Genomic DNA, 16,623 nt, shown 5'->3' with positions numbered 1-16,623 from the left:
TTCAGTGAAGACCTAAATCTTAGTCAGTATATCAAAACCTGTATCTGTAATCGCAATCGTATGCTCAAAGTGAGCACACTTTTTCCCATCAACCGTTACAACCGTCCAGTTATCAGCCAATGTTTTCACATATCGGCTGCCTGCGTTCACCATCGGTTCGATGGCCAACACCATCCCTGGTTTTAGCCGTGGGCCTTTGTTGGGCGGACCATAATGAGGAATTTGAGGGTCCTCATGAAGATCCTGTCCGACCCCATGTCCAACATATTCTCTAACAACTGAAAAATTCTCATTTTCAACATACGTTTGTATGGCATGGGAAATGTTCGACAGACGTTCGCCTGGCTTTGCTTCCTGTAAGCCTTTATATAGAGATTCCTCTGTGACTTCCAGTAGTTTGCGGTCTTCATCACTGATTACCCCAACTGGATAAGTCCAAGCAGAGTCACCATGATAGCCATTTAACTTTGCGCCAATATCGATACTAATGATGTCACCATCACGTAAAACCCGTTTACCAGGAATACCGTGAACGAGTTCTTCATTCACCGAAACGCAAATGCTCCCGCGAAAACCATTATACCCTTTAAAAGATGGGATTGCACCCTGCTTTGTAATAAAACGTTCGGCAATTTGATCCAATTCTTTTGTCGAAATACCTGGTTTTATGTGTTTCTTCAGCTCTTCATGAGTCAGTGCGACAATACGTCCAGCTTCTCTCATAATCTCAAGCTCGCGAGGAGTTTTACAGATAATCATTTATTTAATCCTCCAAGCAGGTCCTTGATATCTGCATATACATCGTTAATGTGCTTCGCACCATCAATGTTTGCAAGATATCCTTTTTCTGAATAGAAGTTCAGTAAAGGTTCAGTCTGCTTTAAGTTCACTTCAAGTCTAGTCGAAACGGTTTCTGCATTATCATCTGCACGTTGATAAAGCTCGCCTCCACACTTGTCGCAAACATTTTCTTTCGCAGGTGGATTAAATACTAAATGATATGTTGCTCCGCAATTTTTGCAAATTCTTCGGCCAGTCAGACGCTCCATCAAAGCATCTTTATCGACTTTAATATTAATGACATAATCAATCGTTCTGCCAAGGTCCTTTAGAATTTCTTCTAAAGCTTCAGCCTGAGCGACTGTTCGCGGAAATCCGTCCAGAAGAAAACCTTGTTCACAATCATTTTTGCCAAGTCTTTCTCTAACAATACCGATTGTGACCTCATCAGGAACAAGCTCTCCTTTATCGATAAAGGATTTTGCTTCGAGCCCAAGTTGTGTCTCCTCTTTCATAGCAGCGCGGAACATATCTCCTGTTGAGATATGAGGGATCCCATAATCATCAACAATTCGTTCTGCCTGAGTGCCTTTACCAGCACCCGGAAGCCCCATTAAGACTAAGTTCATTTCGGATTTCCCCTTCCTTACTTAGAGAGGTTGGGCAGCTGCCCAGCCCTCTGTTTTATTTCATAAATCCACGGTAATTTCGTTTCACTAATTGGCTTTCAAGCTGTTTCATTGTTTCAAGTGCAACACCTACAACAATGAGAAGACTTGTGCCGCCAATTTGTGCAGCGGAAGGTAATCCAGCGAATTGAATGAAAAAGATAGGAAGTATTGAAATCACGGCTAAGAAAATGGCGCCCACAAACGTGAGTCGGTACAAAATGCTCGTAATTCTATCTTGAGTCATTTTCCCTGGACGAACTCCCGGGATATAGCCACCCTGCTTTTGCAGATTTTCAGCCATTTGTTCAGGATTGACTTGGACAAAGGCATAAAAATATGTGAAAGCAACAATCAGTGCTACATAAATCGTCATACCGATTGGCTTAGTATAGTCAAAGTTGTTGGTTATCCAAGTTGTCACATTATTGGTTCCGAAGAACGATGCGATCGTCTGCGGAGTAATAATGAAAGAAACGGCAAAGATGACTGGAATCACCCCTGCTGGATTCACTTTCAATGGAAGGTGCGTTGCTTGACTAGCAGACATTTGTGCACGACCAGTACCTTTTGAATATTGAATTGCAATCTTTCTCACTGCCATTTGAATGTAAATAACACCGATAACAATGACAAGAATGGCAATTACAATAAGGGCAATTTTAAGGATTTGCATGAACAGCTGTCCATCTCCACCTACAAATTGTTGAGCGTACACTTGTTTTAATGTTTGAGGGATACCAGCGATGATACCGGCAAAGATAATAATCGAAATACCGTTACCAACACCGTGAGCAGTAATCTGCTCGCCCAGCCACATTAAAAATGCTGTTCCCGCAGTGAGTACGACCGCAATTAAGAGATACGTTGATACACCAGGGTTTTCAATCAGCATGCCTCCTGCCATATTGTTGAATCCATATGACATTCCTAACGCCTGGATAAATCCTAGAACAATTGTAAAATACCTTGTGAATTGTGCTAATTTTCGGCGGCCAACCTCTCCTTGCTTTGACCACTCAGTAAACTTCGGAACAACATCCATCTGCAAGAGCTGAATAATGATCGAAGCAGTGATATACGGCATAATCCCCATTGCAAGAATGGAGAATTGGAAAAGTGCCCCGCCCCCAAACGTGTTGAGGATTCCGAAAACACTCATTTGATCCTGTGCCTGGAGAACTTCGGCGTTCACATTAGGCACAGGGATGAAAGCACCTATACGAAAGACGACTAACATTAAAAGTGTGAATATAATCTTATTCCGTATATCTTTCACGCGCATAAAATTGGAGATTGTCTTAAACAAGTTAGATCACCTCGGCTGTACCGCCAGCAGCTTCAATCGCTTCTTTCGCAGAAGCAGAGAATTTATTGGCTTTTACAGTTAATTTTTTTTCTAATTTACCGTTGCCAAGAATTTTTACTCCTGCTTTTAACTTGCTTATTGCACCAGTCTCTAGAAGAAGTTCAGGAGTTACTTCCGTTCCTTCGTCAAAACTGTTTAATCTGTCTAAGTTGATTACCGCGTAATCTTTACGGTTGATGTTTGTAAAACCACGTTTTGGAAGGCGTTGGAATAAAGGCATCTGACCACCTTCGAAACCAGGGCGTACACCGCCGCCAGAACGAGCGTTTTGACCTTTATGACCTTTACCAGAAGTTTTACCGTTACCTGATCCAATACCACGACCAACACGGTTGCGTACTTTACGTGAACCTTCTGAAGGCTTCAATTCATGAAGTTTCATTTGGGCACCTCCTTATCGATTAAAAATGTTTTATTGTTCTTTAACAGAAACTAAATGAGACACCTTGTTAATCATGCCGCGGATCGCTGCATTGTCTTCATGTACGACTGTTTGGTTTGTTTTCTTAAGACCAAGAGTACGAACAGTGACACGCTGATCTTCTGGGCGACCGATTACACTGCGTTTGAGGGTAATTTCTAATTTATTTGCCATTATTGTTCCCTCCTTATCCTAACAGGTCTTCTACAGATTTTCCACGAAGCTTCGCTACATCTTCAGCACGTTTAAGCTCACTTAAACCTTGAAGTGTTGCGCGGATCATGTTGATCGGTGTATTAGAACCTAGAGATTTAGAAAGGATATCAGCTAGACCAGCAAGCTCAAGTACCGCACGCACTGGGCCTCCAGCGATAACTCCTGTACCTTCTGAAGCAGGCTTCAATAGAACGTTTCCTGCACCGAATCGACCGATGATTTCATGTGGAATTGTAGTTCCAACCATTGGTACTTCAATTAAATTCTTTTTCGCATCTTCAACAGCTTTGCGGATCGCTTCTGGTACTTCTTGTGCTTTACCAGTACCGAAACCTACATGACCGTTTTTGTCACCGACAACAACTAAAGCTGCAAAACGGAAACGACGTCCACCTTTAACAACTTTCGCTACGCGGTTAACCGTAACTAAGCGTTCTTCTAACTCTAATTTGCTTGGGTCAATACGACTCATTCGGATGTGTCCCTCCTTCTTTTATTAAAATTTAAGTCCAGCCTCACGAGCAGCTTCAGCTAGAGCTTTTACACGTCCATGATATAGGTATCCTCCGCGGTCAAATACCACGTTAGAGATTCCTTTTTCAACAGCACGTTTTGCAACAAGTTCGCCAACTTTCGTAGCAGCTGCAGTGTCAGAACTATTCTCGATCTTTAACTCTTTATCAAGAGTAGAAGCACTTACAAGTGTTACACCGTTAACATCATCAATTACTTGAGCGTAGATATTCTTGTTAGAACGGAAAACGTTAAGGCGAGGTCTTTCAGCAGTACCTGAAAGTTTCGCACGAACACGAGCATGTCTTTTAAGACGAGTAGCGTTTTTGCTAGTTTTCGTAATCATCCGAGTCACTCCTTTCTTCACTTTAAGCGATCTTACTTACCAGTTTTTCCTTCTTTACGGCGAACGAATTCACCTTCGTAACGAATTCCTTTACCTTTGTAAGGCTCTGGAGCACGGACAGCGCGGATGTTAGAAGCTAGAGCTCCTACACGCTCTTTATCGATACCTTTAACGATTACTTTCGTTTGAGATGGAACTTCTACTTCAACTCCAGCCTCAGGAACGATTTCAACTGGGTGAGAGTATCCAACGTTAAGAACAAGTTTGTTTCCAGATTTAGCTGCACGGTAACCGACACCGATAAGTTCTAAACCTCTTTCGAAACCTTTAGATACACCTTCAACCATGTTAGCAATCAAGCTACGTGTTGTACCATGTAATGCACGGTGTTCTTTATTTTCAGACGGACGGCTTACAGTTAAGACGTTGTCCTCAATTTTAATTTCCATATCAGGGTGAAATGCACGAGTTAGTTCACCTTTTGGTCCCTTTACTGTCACTGTGTTATCGTTGTTTGTCACAGTTACTCCTGAAGGGATCTCGATTAGTTTTTTACCTATACGAGACATACCAAGCACCTCCATTCATCTTAAACTTTTTTTACCATACGTAAGCAAGTACTTCTCCACCAGCTTGTTTAGCACGGGCTTCTTTGTCCGATAAAACACCTTGTGATGTTGAAATAATTGCGATTCCAAGTCCGTTAAGTACACGTGGTACTTCATTTGATTTCGCATATACGCGTAAACCAGGTTTACTGATTCTTTTAAGACCAGTGATAACACGTTCGTTGTTTTGGCCGTATTTAAGGAACAAACGGATAATTCCTTGTTTGCTGTCTTCGACGTACTCAACGTCACGGATAAAACCTTCACGCTTTAAGATTTCAGCAATTTCTCTTTTGATTTTTGAAGCCGGTACTTCTAGCTTCTCATGACGTACCATGTTCGCATTGCGAATACGAGTCAGCAAATCTGCAATCGGATCTGTCATAACCATTATTTAATAACCTCCTTCCCATTTATGGGGATTACCAGCTGGCTTTTTTAACGCCAGGAATTTGTCCTTTATATGCAAGTTCGCGGAAACAAATACGGCAAAGTTTAAACTTACGAATAACTGAATGTGGACGTCCACAACGTTCGCAGCGCGTATACTCTTGAACTTTAAACTTTTGTTTGCGTTGTTGTTTCGCAATCATAGACTTTTTAGCCACGATTTCGCCTCCCTTTCATTGATTATTTCTGGAACGGCATACCTACTTGAGTTAATAACTCACGTGCTTCTTCGTCCGTATTGGCAGTAGTAACGATAACGATATCCATACCGCGGACCTTTGTTACTTTATCGTAATCAATTTCTGGGAAGATTAACTGTTCTTTAATACCAAGCGTGTAGTTTCCACGACCGTCGAAAGATTTCTTAGAAATCCCGCGGAAGTCACGTACACGTGGTAAAGACACAGAAATAAGTTTATCAAGGAAATCATACATGCGCTCTCCGCGAAGTGTTACTTTCGCACCGATTGGCATTCCTTCACGTAGACGGAATCCAGCAATAGACTTCTTCGCACGAGTAACGACAGGTTTTTGACCAGCGATAAACGTTAATTCTTCAACAGCAGTATCGATTGCTTTAGCGTTTTGAACGGCGTCACCAACACCCATGTTGATCACGATTTTTTCGATTTTTGGCACTTGCATTACTGAAGTGTATTCAAACTTAGAAACTAATGCAGGTGTAATTTCTTTTACATACTTTTCTTTAAGGCGGTTCATGAGAAAGACCTCCCTTCCTTATTTACTATTTATCTAGAACTTGCCCAGATTTTTTCGCTACACGGACTTTCTTTCCGTCCTCAACTTTATACCCAACACGTGTCACTTCACCCGTTTTAGGATCAAGCGGCATTACGTTTGATACGTGGATCGGCGCTTCTTGTTCAGAAATCCCGCCTTGAGGGTTAGCTTGGGTTGGTTTAGAGTGTTTTTTCACAAGGTTAATACCTTCTACTAAAACACGTTCCTTTTTAGGGAAAGCAGCAAGGATGACACCTTGTTTACCTTTATCTTTACCAGAGATAACCACTACTTTATCGCCCTTTTTAACATGCATTTAATCGCACCTCCTTGAGTCGCGGATTGTATTCATTAAAGTACTTCTGGTGCTAGAGAAACAATTTTCATATAGTTGTTTTCACGAAGTTCACGTGCTACTGGTCCGAAGATACGAGTTCCACGTGGGCTCTTGTCGTCACGGATGATGACACAAGCATTTTCGTCGAAACTGATGTAAGATCCATCGTTTCTGCGAGCTCCGCTCTTAGTACGAACGATAACTGCTTTCACAACTTCACCTTTTTTGACAACGCCTCCAGGTGTTGCTTGTTTAACCGTACAAACAATGACATCACCGATGTTAGCCGTTTTACGTCCAGAGCCACCAAGAACTTTAATCGTTAGTACTTCGCGTGCGCCAGAGTTGTCAGCTACTTTTAAACGAGTCTCCTGTTGAATCATTAATGTTACCTCCTTTCGGAAAAAGAAATCCGAACTTTATTAGATAATAACGGCTTCTTCGACAACTTCAACTAGACGAAAGCGTTTAGTCGCAGATAAAGGACGAGTTTCCATGACCTTTACGATGTCTCCGATTTTTGCTTGGTTGTTTTCATCATGTGCTTTGAACTTTTTAGAGTATCTTACACGTTTGCCATAAAGTGAATGCTTTTTGTATGTTTCAACTACAACAGTGATGGTTTTATCCATTTTGTCAGAAACAACACGACCTTGATACACTTTACGTTGGTTACGTTCGCTCATGTTTGCGGGGCCTCCCCTCTAATTATTATTTATTAGCAGCGATTTCTCTTTGACGAATCACAGTTTTCATGCGTGCGATTGATTTACGCACTTCACGAATGCGAGCAGTATTTTCAAGCTGCCCAGTCGCTAATTGGAAACGAAGATTGAAAAGTTCTTCTTTAAGAGACTTTACTTTTTGTTCAATTTCAGCAGTGGTAAGGTCACGAATTTCATTAGCTTTCATTTGATTCACCACCAATTTCTTCACGTTTTACGAACTTCGTTTTAATTGGCAATTTGTGAGATGCAAGACGAAGAGCTTCACGAGCCACTTCTTCGGACACACCAGAAATTTCAAATAAAACTTTGCCCGGTTTTACTACAGCTACCCATCCTTCTGGAGCACCTTTACCGGAACCCATGCGGACCTCTAGAGGTTTAGCTGTGTATGGCTTAGAAGGGAAAATTTTAATCCAAACTTTACCGCCACGTTTCATGTAACGAGTCATAGCAATACGAGCAGCTTCGATTTGACGGTTTGTGATCCAAGAAGCTTCAAGAGCTTGGATACCGTACTCACCGAAATGTACTTCAGTACCGCCTTTTGCACGACCACGCATTTTTCCACGATGTTCTCTGCGATACTTCACGCGTTTTGGCAATAACATATTATTTTCCTCCTTCCGCAGTATTCTTCTTAGTTGGAAGGACTTCTCCACGATAGATCCATACTTTTACGCCAAGCTTACCATAAGTAGTATCAGCTTCAGCAGTAGCATAGTCGATGTCAGCACGAAGTGTGTGCAATGGAACAGTACCTTCACTGTAATATTCAGAACGAGCAATATCTGCACCGCCAAGACGACCAGAAACCATTGTTTTGATTCCTTGTGCTCCAGCACGCATTGTGCGTTGGATTGTTTGTTTTTGTGCACGACGGAATGAAATACGGTTTTCAAGTTGACGAGCGATGTTTTCAGCAACTAGCTGAGCATCAAGATCTGCTCTCTTGATTTCAAGAATGTTGATGTGTACACGTTTGCCAGTTAGGCTGTTAAGAGCTTTACGAAGTGCTTCAACTTCAGATCCGCCTTTACCAATTACCATACCTGGTTTAGCCGTGTGGATTGTGATATTTACGCGGTTTGCAGCACGTTCGATTTCTACTTTAGAAACAGACGCGTCAGACAAACGCTTGCTGATGAATTCACGGATTTTCAAGTCTTCATGTAAGAAGTCAGCGTAATCTTTTCCTGCGAACCATTTAGATTCCCAATCACGAATGACGCCAATACGAAGACCTACTGGATTTACCTTTTGACCCACGGATTATCCCTCCTTCTTTTCTGATACAACGATTGTAATGTGGCTAGTACGTTTGTTAATTGCGCTCGCACGACCCATAGCACGTGGACGGAATCTCTTAAGTGTTGGACCTTCGTCAACGAATGCTTGAGTAATCACTAGGCTGTTAGCGTCCAACTCGTAGTTGTGCTCAGCGTTTGCGATAGCAGATTTTAATACTTTTTCAATAATTGGTGAAGCAGCCTTAGGTGTAAGGTTTAAGATAGAAACTGCTTCTCCTACTTGCTTACCTCGGATCAGGTCCATTACTAGACGTGCTTTACGAGGAGCAATACGGACTGTTCTTGCGACAGCTTTAGCTTGCATTTAAAAGCCTCCTCTCATTAGCGTCTTGTTTTTTTATCGTCACTAGCATGACCTTTGTAAGTACGGCTTGGTGCGAATTCGCCCAATTTGTGACCTACCATATCTTCAGAAATGAAAACAGGTACATGTTTGCGTCCGTCATAGACAGCGATTGTGTGACCGATGAATTGTGGGAAAATTGTAGAACGACGAGACCAAGTTTTTACGACTTGCTTTTTGTCAGTTTCATTCAATTTCTCGACTTTAGCCATCAAATGATCATCAACAAATGGTCCTTTTTTTAAGCTGCGAGCCATTGTGGAACCTCCCTTCGTGATTGAACTACGGTCCTAAATGAACCGTAGACAACCCCGTTACTTGTTTTTACGACGACGTACAATGAATTTATCAGACTTGTTGGTTTTCTTACGAGTCTTGAATCCAAGAGTCGGTTTACCCCATGGAGACATTGGTGATTTACGTCCGATTGGAGCGCGTCCTTCACCACCACCGTGTGGGTGATCGTTAGGGTTCATTACAGAACCACGAACTGTTGGGCGTACGCCTTTCCAGCGAGAACGTCCAGCTTTACCGATGTTAATTAATTCGTGTTGCTCGTTTCCAACTTGACCGATAGTCGCACGGCAAGCAGAAAGAATCATGCGAACTTCTCCTGAGTTCAAACGTACAAGAACGTATTTACCTTCTTTACCTAGAACTTGAGCAGAAGTACCAGCAGAACGAACTAATTGTCCACCTTTACCTGGTTTTAATTCAATGTTATGCACAACTGTACCAACTGGGATGTTGATAAGTGGAAGAGCATTACCTGGTTTGATGTCAGCTTCTGGTCCAGAAGTAACTTCAGTACCAACTTGGATTCCTTTCGGAGCAAGAATGTAACGTTTCTCACCATCTGCATAGTTTACAAGAGCGATGTTCGCTGAACGGTTTGGATCATACTCGATTGTAGCAACGCGTCCAGGTATACCGTCTTTATCACGCTTAAAGTCGATGATACGGTATTGACGTTTGTGACCGCCACCTTGATGACGAACAGTCAATCTACCTTGGTTGTTACGTCCGCCTTTTTTGTGTAGCGGTGCAAGCAACGATTTTTCTGGTTTGTCAGTCGTGATTTCAGCAAAATCTGAAGTAGTCATGCCACGACGACCATTACTGGTTGGTTTATACTTTTTAATCGCCATTTTGAATTTCCCTCCTTCTTTTTAAGATTTACGCTTCAAAAATTTCGATTTCTTTGCTGTCAGCAGTTAATTTCACGATCGCTTTTCTGCGACGGCTAGTCATACCAGTGTAGCGTCCAACGCGTTTTGATTTTCCTTTGTAGTTTTGAACGTTGACTTTCTCAACTTTCACTCCAAAGATTTCTTCAACAGCGTCTTTCACTTCTGTTTTGTTAGCTCTGACATCAACTTCGAACGTGTACTTCTTCTCTGTCATTAGATCAGCAGAACGTTCAGTAATGATAGGGCGCTTTAGAACATCACGAGGATCTTTCATTATGCAAGTCCCTCCTCTACTTTTTCAACCGCTGCTTTAGTGATCAGAAGTTTGTCGTGGTTGACAACGTCAAGAACGTTGATACCGTTAGCTTCAACAACTGTTACTCCAGGGATGTTACGAGCAGATAAAGCAACTGTTTCGTTTGCATCCGCAGTGACGATCAACGCTTTCTTCTCAACAGATAATCCTTTAAGGATGCCTGCGAATTCTTTCGTTTTCACTGCATCAAGAGTCAGATCTTCAAGAACGATGATGTTGTTGTCGATTACTTTAGAAGACAATACTGACTTGATAGCCAAGCGGCGAACTTTTTTAGGTAATTTATAAGAATAGCTGCGTGGTGTTGGACCGAATACGATACCGCCTCCGCGCCATTGTGGTGAACGGATAGAACCTTGACGAGCACGACCTGTACCCTTCTGTCTCCAAGGCTTACGACCTCCGCCACGTACTTCAGAACGAGTTTTTACTTTGTGAGTTCCTTGACGTAAGGAAGCTCTTTGCATAAGAATAGCATCGAATACTACGCTTTCGTTTGGCTCAATTCCAAACACAGAAGCGTTTAATTCGATTTCACCGTTAGTAGAACCGTTTTGGTTAAATAATGCTACTTTTGGCATGACTTGTTTCCTCCTTTCCTAAGAGAGTTATTTAGATTTAACTGCACTCTTTACAGTTACTAGAGATTTTTTAGCTCCTGGTACGTTTCCTTTGATCAATAGAAGATTGCGTTCTGCATCAACTTTAACGATCTCAAGGTTTTGGACAGTGATTTGCTCTCCGCCCATACGACCTGGAAGAAGTTTACCTTTGAATACACGGTTTGGATCAACAGGTCCCATTGAACCAGGACGACGGTGGTAACGTGAACCGTGAGTCATTGGTCCGCGTGATTGTCCGTGGCGTTTGATAGCCCCTTGGAATCCTTTACCTTTTGATGTTCCTGTTACATCTACGATATCTCCATTTGCGAAAATATCAACTTTGACTTCCTGACCAACTTCATACGCATCTAACTCCGCACCGCGTAATTCTTTTACGAAGCGCTTAGGAGCAGTTTCCGCTTTAGCAACGTGGCCTTTCTCTGGTTTGTTAGAAAGCTTTTCACGTTTGTCATCAAAACCGATTTGGATTGCTTCATAGCCATCCGTGTCAACAGTCTTCTTTTGAAGAACAACGTTAGCAGCAGCCTCAACAACAGTTACAGGGATAAGATCACCGTTTTCTGCAAATACTTGCGTCATACCAATTTTTCTACCTAAGATTCCTTTGGTCATTAGTCACACCTCCTATAATATGTGTTTTCTATTTGAATTAAAGTTTGATTTCGATATCTACACCAGATGGTAAGTCTAAACGCATAAGTGCATCAACTGTTTGTGGAGTTGGATTCACGATGTCGATTAGACGTTTGTGAGTACGCATCTCGAATTGCTCACGAGAATCTTTGTACTTATGCACCGCACGAAGGATTGTGTAAACTGATTTTTCAGTTGGAAGCGGGATTGGACCAGATACACTAGCACCAGAACGCTTAGCCGTTTCAACAATCTTCTCAGCAGATTGATCAAGAATTCTATGATCATATGCTTTTAAACGAATACGAATTTTTTGTTTTGCCATTATTTTCCCTCCTTTTCGCCTACTTACGTTAGACAGTTCTCCGTGAGAAAAACCTGATCACCTCGCCATGGCAAAGCGGCCGGGTGTGTCAGCAACCTCTCACTTCATCGCAGTCAAAGACCAACATGCACTATTGTACCAAATTGGCCTGCGTGTTGCAATAATAAATCGGATAAATTTATGATTTGCACACTTTTCATATTATACAGGGATTCAGCCTATAAATCAAGCTTTCCCTGAAGATGATGTATAGCAGTCTTTCTGATGATACGTATAAATTCATCTGGCTCCTCGATATGCGGGGAATGGGCAGAGTCTTTAAAGGTAAACCATTCTTTGATGGGTGCTTTTAATTGATCAACATATGGTTTTGATACAGCAGCTGGGGTAATCATGTCGTGATCGCCAATGAGAAAGTAGCACGGTATTAATATAGTAGAAACTCGGTATTGAATACTCTCATTCATGAGCTGATTCCATAGCTTGTCTTGACTAAACTTCTGTCCTTTCATGAACTTCCATTTATCTTTCAGCTGATATTGCTTACTAAAAAGAAACCCTTTTAGCATTTCAAAAACCGGCTTCCATCTATGCGTGAGACCTACGCTTGCAAACTCTTTATATAGAGAGAACAAGGCATGAGCTGATGTCCGTTTCCAAGGAGGCGGCGTCAGTAATCGCAGACACCCAGTAAACAGCCAATTGCGATGGTATTTCTTCATAAGAAGCTCGTACGAAACAATATCTTCCTTTAACACATCTACTACCTGACTAATCCCGTAATAAGCATGATAAAGATCTGGACGCTTATGTACTGCTTGTATGGCAATTAACGATCCCCACGAGTATCCTGCGATATACAATTTTGAGTGACCTAGATGTGATAGGAGCTTCTCAGTCAGTTCAATCGTGTCTTCTATAAATTGCTGAATGGTCATCGATGCATCGGGAAGATTCTCTTGATAGGAAAGTCCTGCGCCTCGCTGATCCCAATGGACAACTGTAAAGTCCTGATCAAGTTCCTCGTGAAAGGAATCAATATAACTGATTTGAGCTGAGCCGGGCCCGCCGTGTAAAAATAAGAGTATAGGCTTTGTTTCACTCGTCTCATCTTCTTTCATCATAATCCATTGGTCAATCCCGCCGATCAACCATTTTTTTAAATATGTCTTTGCCATTCCAGCGATCCTCTCGGTTCCATTTAGATTCTATAGCTTATAGTAGCCGTTCTCATCTGGAAAAGCAAAAAAAGAGACCCTTTTGCAAGGAGTCTCTTTTGTATGTTTAATTACTTAATGATAGTTGAAACGACGCCAGAACCTACAGTACGTCCACCCTCACGGATAGAGAAACGAGTTCCTTCTTCGATAGCGATAGTAGAGATAAGTTCAACTTCCATCTCAGTGTTATCGCCAGGCATTACCATTTCAGTACCTTCTGGAAGATGTACGATACCAGTTACGTCAGTTGTACGGAAGTAGAACTGCGGACGGTAGTTAGCGAAGAATGGAGTATGACGTCCACCCTCTTCTTTAGAAAGTACATAAACTTCAGCTTTGAAACGGCTATGTGGAGTGATTGTACCTGGTTTAGCAAGTACTTGACCACGTTGGATATCTTCACGAGATACACCACGAAGTAGTGCACCGATGTTGTCACCAGCTTCAGCATAGTCAAGAAGTTTACGGAACATTTCAACACCTGTAACAGTTGTTTTACCGTTTTCTTCTTGAAGACCGATGATTTCAACTTCGTCACCGACTTTAACTTGTCCACGCTCAACACGACCAGTAGCAACTGTTCCACGACCAGTGATTGAGAATACGTCCTCAACTGGCATCATGAATGGCTTCTCAGTGTCACGCTCTGGAGTTGGGATGTACTCATCAACCGCATCCATAAGTTCAAAGATTTTTGCTTCGTAATCAGCATCTCCTTCAAGAGCTTTAAGAGCAGAACCTTTGATAACTGGTACATCGTCACCAGGGAAGTCATAGTCAGAAAGAAGGTCACGAACTTCCATTTCAACAAGTTCAAGTAACTCTTCATCGTCAACCATGTCACATTTGTTAAGGAATACTACGATGTAAGGTACACCTACGTTACGAGAAAGTAGGATGTGCTCACGTGTTTGTGGCATTGGACCGTCAGCAGCAGATACTACTAAGATCGCGCCGTCCATTTGAGCAGCACCAGTGATCATGTTTTTAACATAGTCAGCGTGTCCTGGGCAGTCTACGTGAGCATAGTGACGAGTTTCAGTTTCATACTCAACGTGTGCAGTTGAGATTGTGATTCCACGCTCGCGCTCTTCTGGAGCACCATCGATTTGGTCATAAGCCATAGCTGTACCTTTACCAGATTTCTTATGAAGAACTGTTGAGATAGCAGCAGTTAGAGTTGTTTTACCATGGTCAACGTGTCCAATTGTACCAATGTTAGCATGCGATTTGGAACGGTCGAATTTTTCTTTAGCCATTCTAAAAATCCTCCTTAAAGGTTCATTGTATTTGGTATAGAGTGATAGAAAGTGAAGAGTTACCTCTCACTTTCTGATCTTCAATAGTAGTTATACTTTAGTTTAAAGGCAAAATCAATTATTCACCTTTATTTTTTTTGATGATTTCTTCACTGATGCTCTTAGGCACTTCTTCGTAGTGATCCATGTGCATAGTGAATGTACCGCGTCCTTGTGTGTTAGAACGGAGTGCAGTTGCATATCCGAACATTTCAGAAAGTGGAACCATAGCGCGAACAACTTGAGCGTTACCGCGAGCTTCCATACCTTCTACACGTCCACGACGAGATGTGATATCACCCATGATGTCTCCCATGTATTCTTCAGGGATAACAACTTCCACTTTCATCATTGGCTCAAGTAGAACTGGGTTACATTTGCTGACAGCATTTTTCAATGCCATAGATGCAGCAATTTTGAACGCCATTTCGTTCGAGTCAACATCGTGGTAAGATCCATCAAATAATTTTGCTTTGATGTCGATTAATGGGAATCCAGCTAATACACCATTTTCAAGTGAATCTTCAAGACCTGCTTGAATTGCTGGGATGTATTCACGTGGAACAACCCCACCGACGATTGCATTTTCAAATTCAAAGCCTGCGCCTTCTTCGTTTGGTTCGAATTCGATCCAAACGTGTCCGAACTGACCGCGTCCACCAGACTGACGTACGAATTTACCTTCAACTTTTGCACCAGAACGGAATGTTTCACGGTACGCAACTTGAGGAGCACCTACGTTAGCTTCAACCTTGAACTCACGCTTCATACGGTCAACAATGATATCAAGGTGAAGCTCACCCATACCAGAGATGATCGTTTGACCAGTTTCAGGGTTTGTTTGTGTACGGAATGTTGGATCCTCTTCAGCTAGTTTAGCTAAAGCGATACCCATTTTATCTTGGTCAGCCTTTGATTTAGGCTCGATAGCTACATCGATAACTGGCTCTGGGAATTCCATAGACTCAAGGATAACAAGATCTTTCTCGTCACAAAGAGTGTCACCAGTAGATGTATCTTTAAGACCTACAGCTGCTGCGATATCCCCTGCGTATACAGTAGAGATTTCTTCACGGCTGTTTGCGTGCATTTGAAGGATACGTCCAACACGTTCACGCTTGTTCTTAGAAGAGTTCTTCACGTATGAACCAGAATCAAGTGTTCCAGAGTATACGCGGAAGAAAGTTAGTTTCCCAACATAAGGGTCAGTCATAACTTTAAATGCAAGAGCTGCGAATGGTGCGTCATCAGTAGACTCACGAACAACCTCTTCATTTGAATCTGGCAGGATACCTTTGATTGCAGCAACATCAGTTGGTGCAGGAAGGTAGTCAAGCACAGCGTCAAGTACAAGCTGAACACCTTTGTTTTTGAAAGCAGATCCAACAAGAACTGGGTAGAATTCAACATTCAATGTTCCTTTACGGATTGCAGCTTTCAATTCAGGAATTGTGATTTCTTCACCCTCAAGGTATTTTTCCATAAGCTCTTCATCAAGCTCAGCGACAGCTTCAATTAGGCTGCTGCGAAGCTCTTCAGCTTTGTCTTTATACTCAGCAGGGATTTCTTTAGCATCAGAGCGAGTTCCAAGGTCATCTTCGTAGAAGTATGCTACGTTTTCTACAAGGTCGATGATTCCTTCGAATTGATCTTCAGCGCCGATCGGCAATTGAATTGCATGAGCGTTCGCTTGAAGACGATCTCTTAATGTGCTTACAGAGTAAAGGAAGTCCGCACCGGTTTTATCCATTTTGTTAACGAATACGATACGAGGTACTCCGTAAGTTGTTGCTTGGCGCCAAACTGTTTCAGTTTGTGGCTCTACACCTGATTGTGCATCAAGGACAGCAACCGCACCATCAAGTACACGTAAAGAACGTTCAACTTCAACAGTGAAGTCTACGTGTCCTGGTGTATCGATGATGTTTACACGGTAACCTTTCCATTGTGCTGTAGTAGCAGCAGAAGTGATTGTAATACCACGTTCTTGCTCCTGCTCCATCCAGTCCATTTGTGAAGCTCCTTCGTGAGTTTCACCAATTTTATGGATACGACCAGTGTAGTACAAGATACGCTCAGTCGTTGTCGTTTTACCGGCATCGATGTGAGCCATGATACCAATATTACGAGTTTTGTCTAAGGAGAACTCTCTTGCCATTGGGTAATTTCTCCTTCCTCATTAGGGAAT

General features: G+C 42.2%; 27 protein-coding genes. All 27 read right to left on the bottom strand.

What is annotated here, in order from left to right:
• Positions 1–12: 12 nt before the first annotated feature.
• Positions 13–759 (bottom strand): type I methionyl aminopeptidase, encoded by a 747-nt coding sequence (gene map / locus AC3WTB_RS18595; protein ID WP_003217210.1) that lies wholly within the window; start codon positions 757–759, stop codon positions 13–15.
• The gene (locus tag AC3WTB_RS18590) at positions 756–1,409 is read right to left on the bottom strand and encodes an adenylate kinase (RefSeq protein ID WP_024425604.1); all 654 of its coding nucleotides are present in this window, start codon (positions 1,407–1,409) and stop codon (positions 756–758) included. The genes map and AC3WTB_RS18590 overlap by 4 nt, the downstream gene beginning before the upstream one ends.
• Before the next feature lie 55 nt (positions 1,410–1,464).
• Entirely contained in the window at positions 1,465–2,757 is a 1,293-nt protein-coding gene (gene secY, locus AC3WTB_RS18585; protein WP_007496334.1) for a preprotein translocase subunit SecY, read from the bottom strand.
• A 1-nt stretch (position 2,758) separates the two neighbouring features.
• Positions 2,759–3,199, bottom strand: a complete 441-nt coding sequence (rplO, locus tag AC3WTB_RS18580) for a 50S ribosomal protein L15 (protein ID WP_003216888.1) — start codon at positions 3,197–3,199, stop codon at positions 2,759–2,761.
• A 30-nt stretch (positions 3,200–3,229) separates the two neighbouring features.
• Positions 3,230–3,412 carry a 50S ribosomal protein L30 gene (gene rpmD / locus AC3WTB_RS18575; protein ID WP_003217067.1) on the bottom strand — a complete coding sequence of 61 codons (183 nt, stop codon included), beginning with the start codon at positions 3,410–3,412 and terminating at the stop codon, positions 3,230–3,232.
• A gap of 13 nt (positions 3,413–3,425) precedes the next feature.
• Positions 3,426–3,926: a 30S ribosomal protein S5 gene (gene rpsE, locus AC3WTB_RS18570; protein WP_007496332.1), complete on the bottom strand. Its 501-nt coding sequence runs from the start codon at positions 3,924–3,926 to the stop codon at positions 3,426–3,428.
• A gap of 24 nt (positions 3,927–3,950) precedes the next feature.
• Complete coding sequence (gene rplR, locus AC3WTB_RS18565) at positions 3,951–4,313, bottom strand: 50S ribosomal protein L18 (protein WP_008356544.1); 363 nt, start codon at positions 4,311–4,313, stop codon at positions 3,951–3,953.
• Between the two features lie 32 nt (positions 4,314–4,345).
• Entirely contained in the window at positions 4,346–4,882 is a 537-nt protein-coding gene (gene rplF, locus AC3WTB_RS18560) for a 50S ribosomal protein L6 (RefSeq protein WP_008345395.1), read from the bottom strand.
• 31 nt (positions 4,883–4,913) lie between these two features.
• Complete coding sequence (rpsH, locus tag AC3WTB_RS18555) at positions 4,914–5,312, bottom strand: 30S ribosomal protein S8 (protein ID WP_007496327.1); 399 nt, start codon at positions 5,310–5,312, stop codon at positions 4,914–4,916.
• Between the two features lie 31 nt (positions 5,313–5,343).
• Entirely contained in the window at positions 5,344–5,529 is a 186-nt protein-coding gene (gene rpsN / locus AC3WTB_RS18550; RefSeq protein ID WP_008356542.1) for a 30S ribosomal protein S14, read from the bottom strand.
• A 22-nt stretch (positions 5,530–5,551) separates the two neighbouring features.
• Positions 5,552–6,091: a 50S ribosomal protein L5 gene (rplE, locus tag AC3WTB_RS18545; RefSeq protein WP_024425600.1), complete on the bottom strand. Its 540-nt coding sequence runs from the start codon at positions 6,089–6,091 to the stop codon at positions 5,552–5,554.
• A 25-nt stretch (positions 6,092–6,116) separates the two neighbouring features.
• Positions 6,117–6,428, bottom strand: coding sequence for a 50S ribosomal protein L24 (rplX, locus tag AC3WTB_RS18540; RefSeq protein ID WP_008356538.1), 312 nt, complete (start codon positions 6,426–6,428; stop codon positions 6,117–6,119).
• A 35-nt stretch (positions 6,429–6,463) separates the two neighbouring features.
• A complete protein-coding gene (rplN, locus tag AC3WTB_RS18535; RefSeq protein WP_003216882.1) occupies positions 6,464–6,832 on the bottom strand; it encodes a 50S ribosomal protein L14 in 369 nt (122 codons plus the stop codon).
• Positions 6,833–6,871: 39 nt separating this feature from the next.
• Positions 6,872–7,135, bottom strand: a complete 264-nt coding sequence (rpsQ, locus tag AC3WTB_RS18530; RefSeq protein ID WP_003216906.1) for a 30S ribosomal protein S17 — start codon at positions 7,133–7,135, stop codon at positions 6,872–6,874.
• A 25-nt stretch (positions 7,136–7,160) separates the two neighbouring features.
• On the bottom strand, positions 7,161–7,361 hold the full coding sequence (rpmC, locus tag AC3WTB_RS18525) for a 50S ribosomal protein L29 (RefSeq protein ID WP_003217155.1): 201 nt from the start codon (positions 7,359–7,361) through the stop codon (positions 7,161–7,163).
• A complete protein-coding gene (gene rplP / locus AC3WTB_RS18520) occupies positions 7,351–7,785 on the bottom strand; it encodes a 50S ribosomal protein L16 (protein ID WP_003156478.1) in 435 nt (144 codons plus the stop codon). The genes rpmC and rplP overlap by 11 nt, the downstream gene beginning before the upstream one ends.
• A 1-nt stretch (position 7,786) precedes the next feature.
• On the bottom strand, positions 7,787–8,443 hold the full coding sequence (gene rpsC / locus AC3WTB_RS18515; RefSeq protein WP_003217241.1) for a 30S ribosomal protein S3: 657 nt from the start codon (positions 8,441–8,443) through the stop codon (positions 7,787–7,789).
• Between the two features lie 3 nt (positions 8,444–8,446).
• Positions 8,447–8,788 carry a 50S ribosomal protein L22 gene (gene rplV / locus AC3WTB_RS18510; RefSeq protein WP_007496316.1) on the bottom strand — a complete coding sequence of 114 codons (342 nt, stop codon included), beginning with the start codon at positions 8,786–8,788 and terminating at the stop codon, positions 8,447–8,449.
• A 17-nt stretch (positions 8,789–8,805) separates the two neighbouring features.
• Positions 8,806–9,084: a 30S ribosomal protein S19 gene (rpsS, locus tag AC3WTB_RS18505; RefSeq protein ID WP_003216920.1), complete on the bottom strand. Its 279-nt coding sequence runs from the start codon at positions 9,082–9,084 to the stop codon at positions 8,806–8,808.
• 57 nt (positions 9,085–9,141) lie between these two features.
• Positions 9,142–9,975: a 50S ribosomal protein L2 gene (rplB, locus tag AC3WTB_RS18500; RefSeq protein ID WP_024425599.1), complete on the bottom strand. Its 834-nt coding sequence runs from the start codon at positions 9,973–9,975 to the stop codon at positions 9,142–9,144.
• Positions 9,976–10,003: 28 nt separating this feature from the next.
• Positions 10,004–10,291, bottom strand: a complete 288-nt coding sequence (gene rplW, locus AC3WTB_RS18495) for a 50S ribosomal protein L23 (RefSeq protein ID WP_003217016.1) — start codon at positions 10,289–10,291, stop codon at positions 10,004–10,006.
• On the bottom strand, positions 10,291–10,914 hold the full coding sequence (gene rplD, locus AC3WTB_RS18490) for a 50S ribosomal protein L4 (protein ID WP_007496312.1): 624 nt from the start codon (positions 10,912–10,914) through the stop codon (positions 10,291–10,293). Before rplD ends, rplW begins: the two co-directional genes overlap by 1 nt.
• Positions 10,915–10,941: 27 nt before the next feature.
• A complete protein-coding gene (gene rplC, locus AC3WTB_RS18485; protein ID WP_024425597.1) occupies positions 10,942–11,571 on the bottom strand; it encodes a 50S ribosomal protein L3 in 630 nt (209 codons plus the stop codon).
• A gap of 37 nt (positions 11,572–11,608) precedes the next feature.
• Positions 11,609–11,917 carry a 30S ribosomal protein S10 gene (gene rpsJ, locus AC3WTB_RS18480; RefSeq protein ID WP_003156464.1) on the bottom strand — a complete coding sequence of 103 codons (309 nt, stop codon included), beginning with the start codon at positions 11,915–11,917 and terminating at the stop codon, positions 11,609–11,611.
• Between the two features lie 218 nt (positions 11,918–12,135).
• The gene (locus AC3WTB_RS18475; RefSeq protein ID WP_268474987.1) at positions 12,136–13,095 is read right to left on the bottom strand and encodes an alpha/beta fold hydrolase; all 960 of its coding nucleotides are present in this window, start codon (positions 13,093–13,095) and stop codon (positions 12,136–12,138) included.
• A gap of 110 nt (positions 13,096–13,205) precedes the next feature.
• Positions 13,206–14,396, bottom strand: coding sequence for an elongation factor Tu (gene tuf, locus AC3WTB_RS18470; protein ID WP_034283892.1), 1,191 nt, complete (start codon positions 14,394–14,396; stop codon positions 13,206–13,208).
• A 118-nt stretch (positions 14,397–14,514) separates the two neighbouring features.
• Positions 14,515–16,593, bottom strand: coding sequence for an elongation factor G (fusA, locus tag AC3WTB_RS18465; RefSeq protein WP_039175978.1), 2,079 nt, complete (start codon positions 16,591–16,593; stop codon positions 14,515–14,517).
• Positions 16,594–16,623 lie beyond the last annotated feature (30 nt).

It is taken from the genome of Bacillus sp. EB106-04-04-XG123, assembly GCF_058791855.1.
Note: the sequence above shows the minus strand (reverse complement) of the source record. Positions and strands in the feature narration are given on the sequence as shown.

Coding starts and splice junctions, on each gene's coding strand:
- rplR (WP_008356544.1), bottom strand. CDS start 4,313: ATGATTACGAAAACTAGCAAAAACGCTACTCGTCTTAAAAGACATGCT.
- rpsQ (WP_003216906.1), bottom strand. CDS start 7,135: ATGAGCGAACGTAACCAACGTAAAGTGTATCAAGGTCGTGTTGTTTCT.
- rplP (WP_003156478.1), bottom strand. CDS start 7,785: ATGTTATTGCCAAAACGCGTGAAGTATCGCAGAGAACATCGTGGAAAA.
- tuf (WP_034283892.1), bottom strand. CDS start 14,396: ATGGCTAAAGAAAAATTCGACCGTTCCAAATCGCATGCTAACATTGGT.
- rplD (WP_007496312.1), bottom strand. CDS start 10,914: ATGCCAAAAGTAGCATTATTTAACCAAAACGGTTCTACTAACGGTGAA.
- rplB (WP_024425599.1), bottom strand. CDS start 9,975: ATGGCGATTAAAAAGTATAAACCAACCAGTAATGGTCGTCGTGGCATG.
- rplC (WP_024425597.1), bottom strand. CDS start 11,571: ATGACCAAAGGAATCTTAGGTAGAAAAATTGGTATGACGCAAGTATTT.
- rpsH (WP_007496327.1), bottom strand. CDS start 5,312: ATGGTTATGACAGATCCGATTGCAGATTTGCTGACTCGTATTCGCAAT.
- AC3WTB_RS18590 (WP_024425604.1), bottom strand. CDS start 1,409: ATGAACTTAGTCTTAATGGGGCTTCCGGGTGCTGGTAAAGGCACTCAG.
- rplF (WP_008345395.1), bottom strand. CDS start 4,882: ATGTCTCGTATAGGTAAAAAACTAATCGAGATCCCTTCAGGAGTAACT.
- rpmD (WP_003217067.1), bottom strand. CDS start 3,412: ATGGCAAATAAATTAGAAATTACCCTCAAACGCAGTGTAATCGGTCGC.
- rplV (WP_007496316.1), bottom strand. CDS start 8,788: ATGCAAGCTAAAGCTGTCGCAAGAACAGTCCGTATTGCTCCTCGTAAA.
- fusA (WP_039175978.1), bottom strand. CDS start 16,593: ATGGCAAGAGAGTTCTCCTTAGACAAAACTCGTAATATTGGTATCATG.
- rpmC (WP_003217155.1), bottom strand. CDS start 7,361: ATGAAAGCTAATGAAATTCGTGACCTTACCACTGCTGAAATTGAACAA.
- rplE (WP_024425600.1), bottom strand. CDS start 6,091: ATGAACCGCCTTAAAGAAAAGTATGTAAAAGAAATTACACCTGCATTA.
- rplW (WP_003217016.1), bottom strand. CDS start 10,291: ATGAAAGATCCTCGTGATGTTCTAAAGCGCCCTATCATTACTGAACGT.
- rplX (WP_008356538.1), bottom strand. CDS start 6,428: ATGCATGTTAAAAAGGGCGATAAAGTAGTGGTTATCTCTGGTAAAGAT.
- rpsJ (WP_003156464.1), bottom strand. CDS start 11,917: ATGGCAAAACAAAAAATTCGTATTCGTTTAAAAGCATATGATCATAGA.
- rplN (WP_003216882.1), bottom strand. CDS start 6,832: ATGATTCAACAGGAGACTCGTTTAAAAGTAGCTGACAACTCTGGCGCA.
- rpsE (WP_007496332.1), bottom strand. CDS start 3,926: ATGAGTCGTATTGACCCAAGCAAATTAGAGTTAGAAGAACGCTTAGTT.
- rpsS (WP_003216920.1), bottom strand. CDS start 9,084: ATGGCTCGCAGCTTAAAAAAAGGACCATTTGTTGATGATCATTTGATG.
- map (WP_003217210.1), bottom strand. CDS start 759: ATGATTATCTGTAAAACTCCTCGCGAGCTTGAGATTATGAGAGAAGCT.
- rplO (WP_003216888.1), bottom strand. CDS start 3,199: ATGAAACTTCATGAATTGAAGCCTTCAGAAGGTTCACGTAAAGTACGC.
- AC3WTB_RS18475 (WP_268474987.1), bottom strand. CDS start 13,095: ATGGCAAAGACATATTTAAAAAAATGGTTGATCGGCGGGATTGACCAA.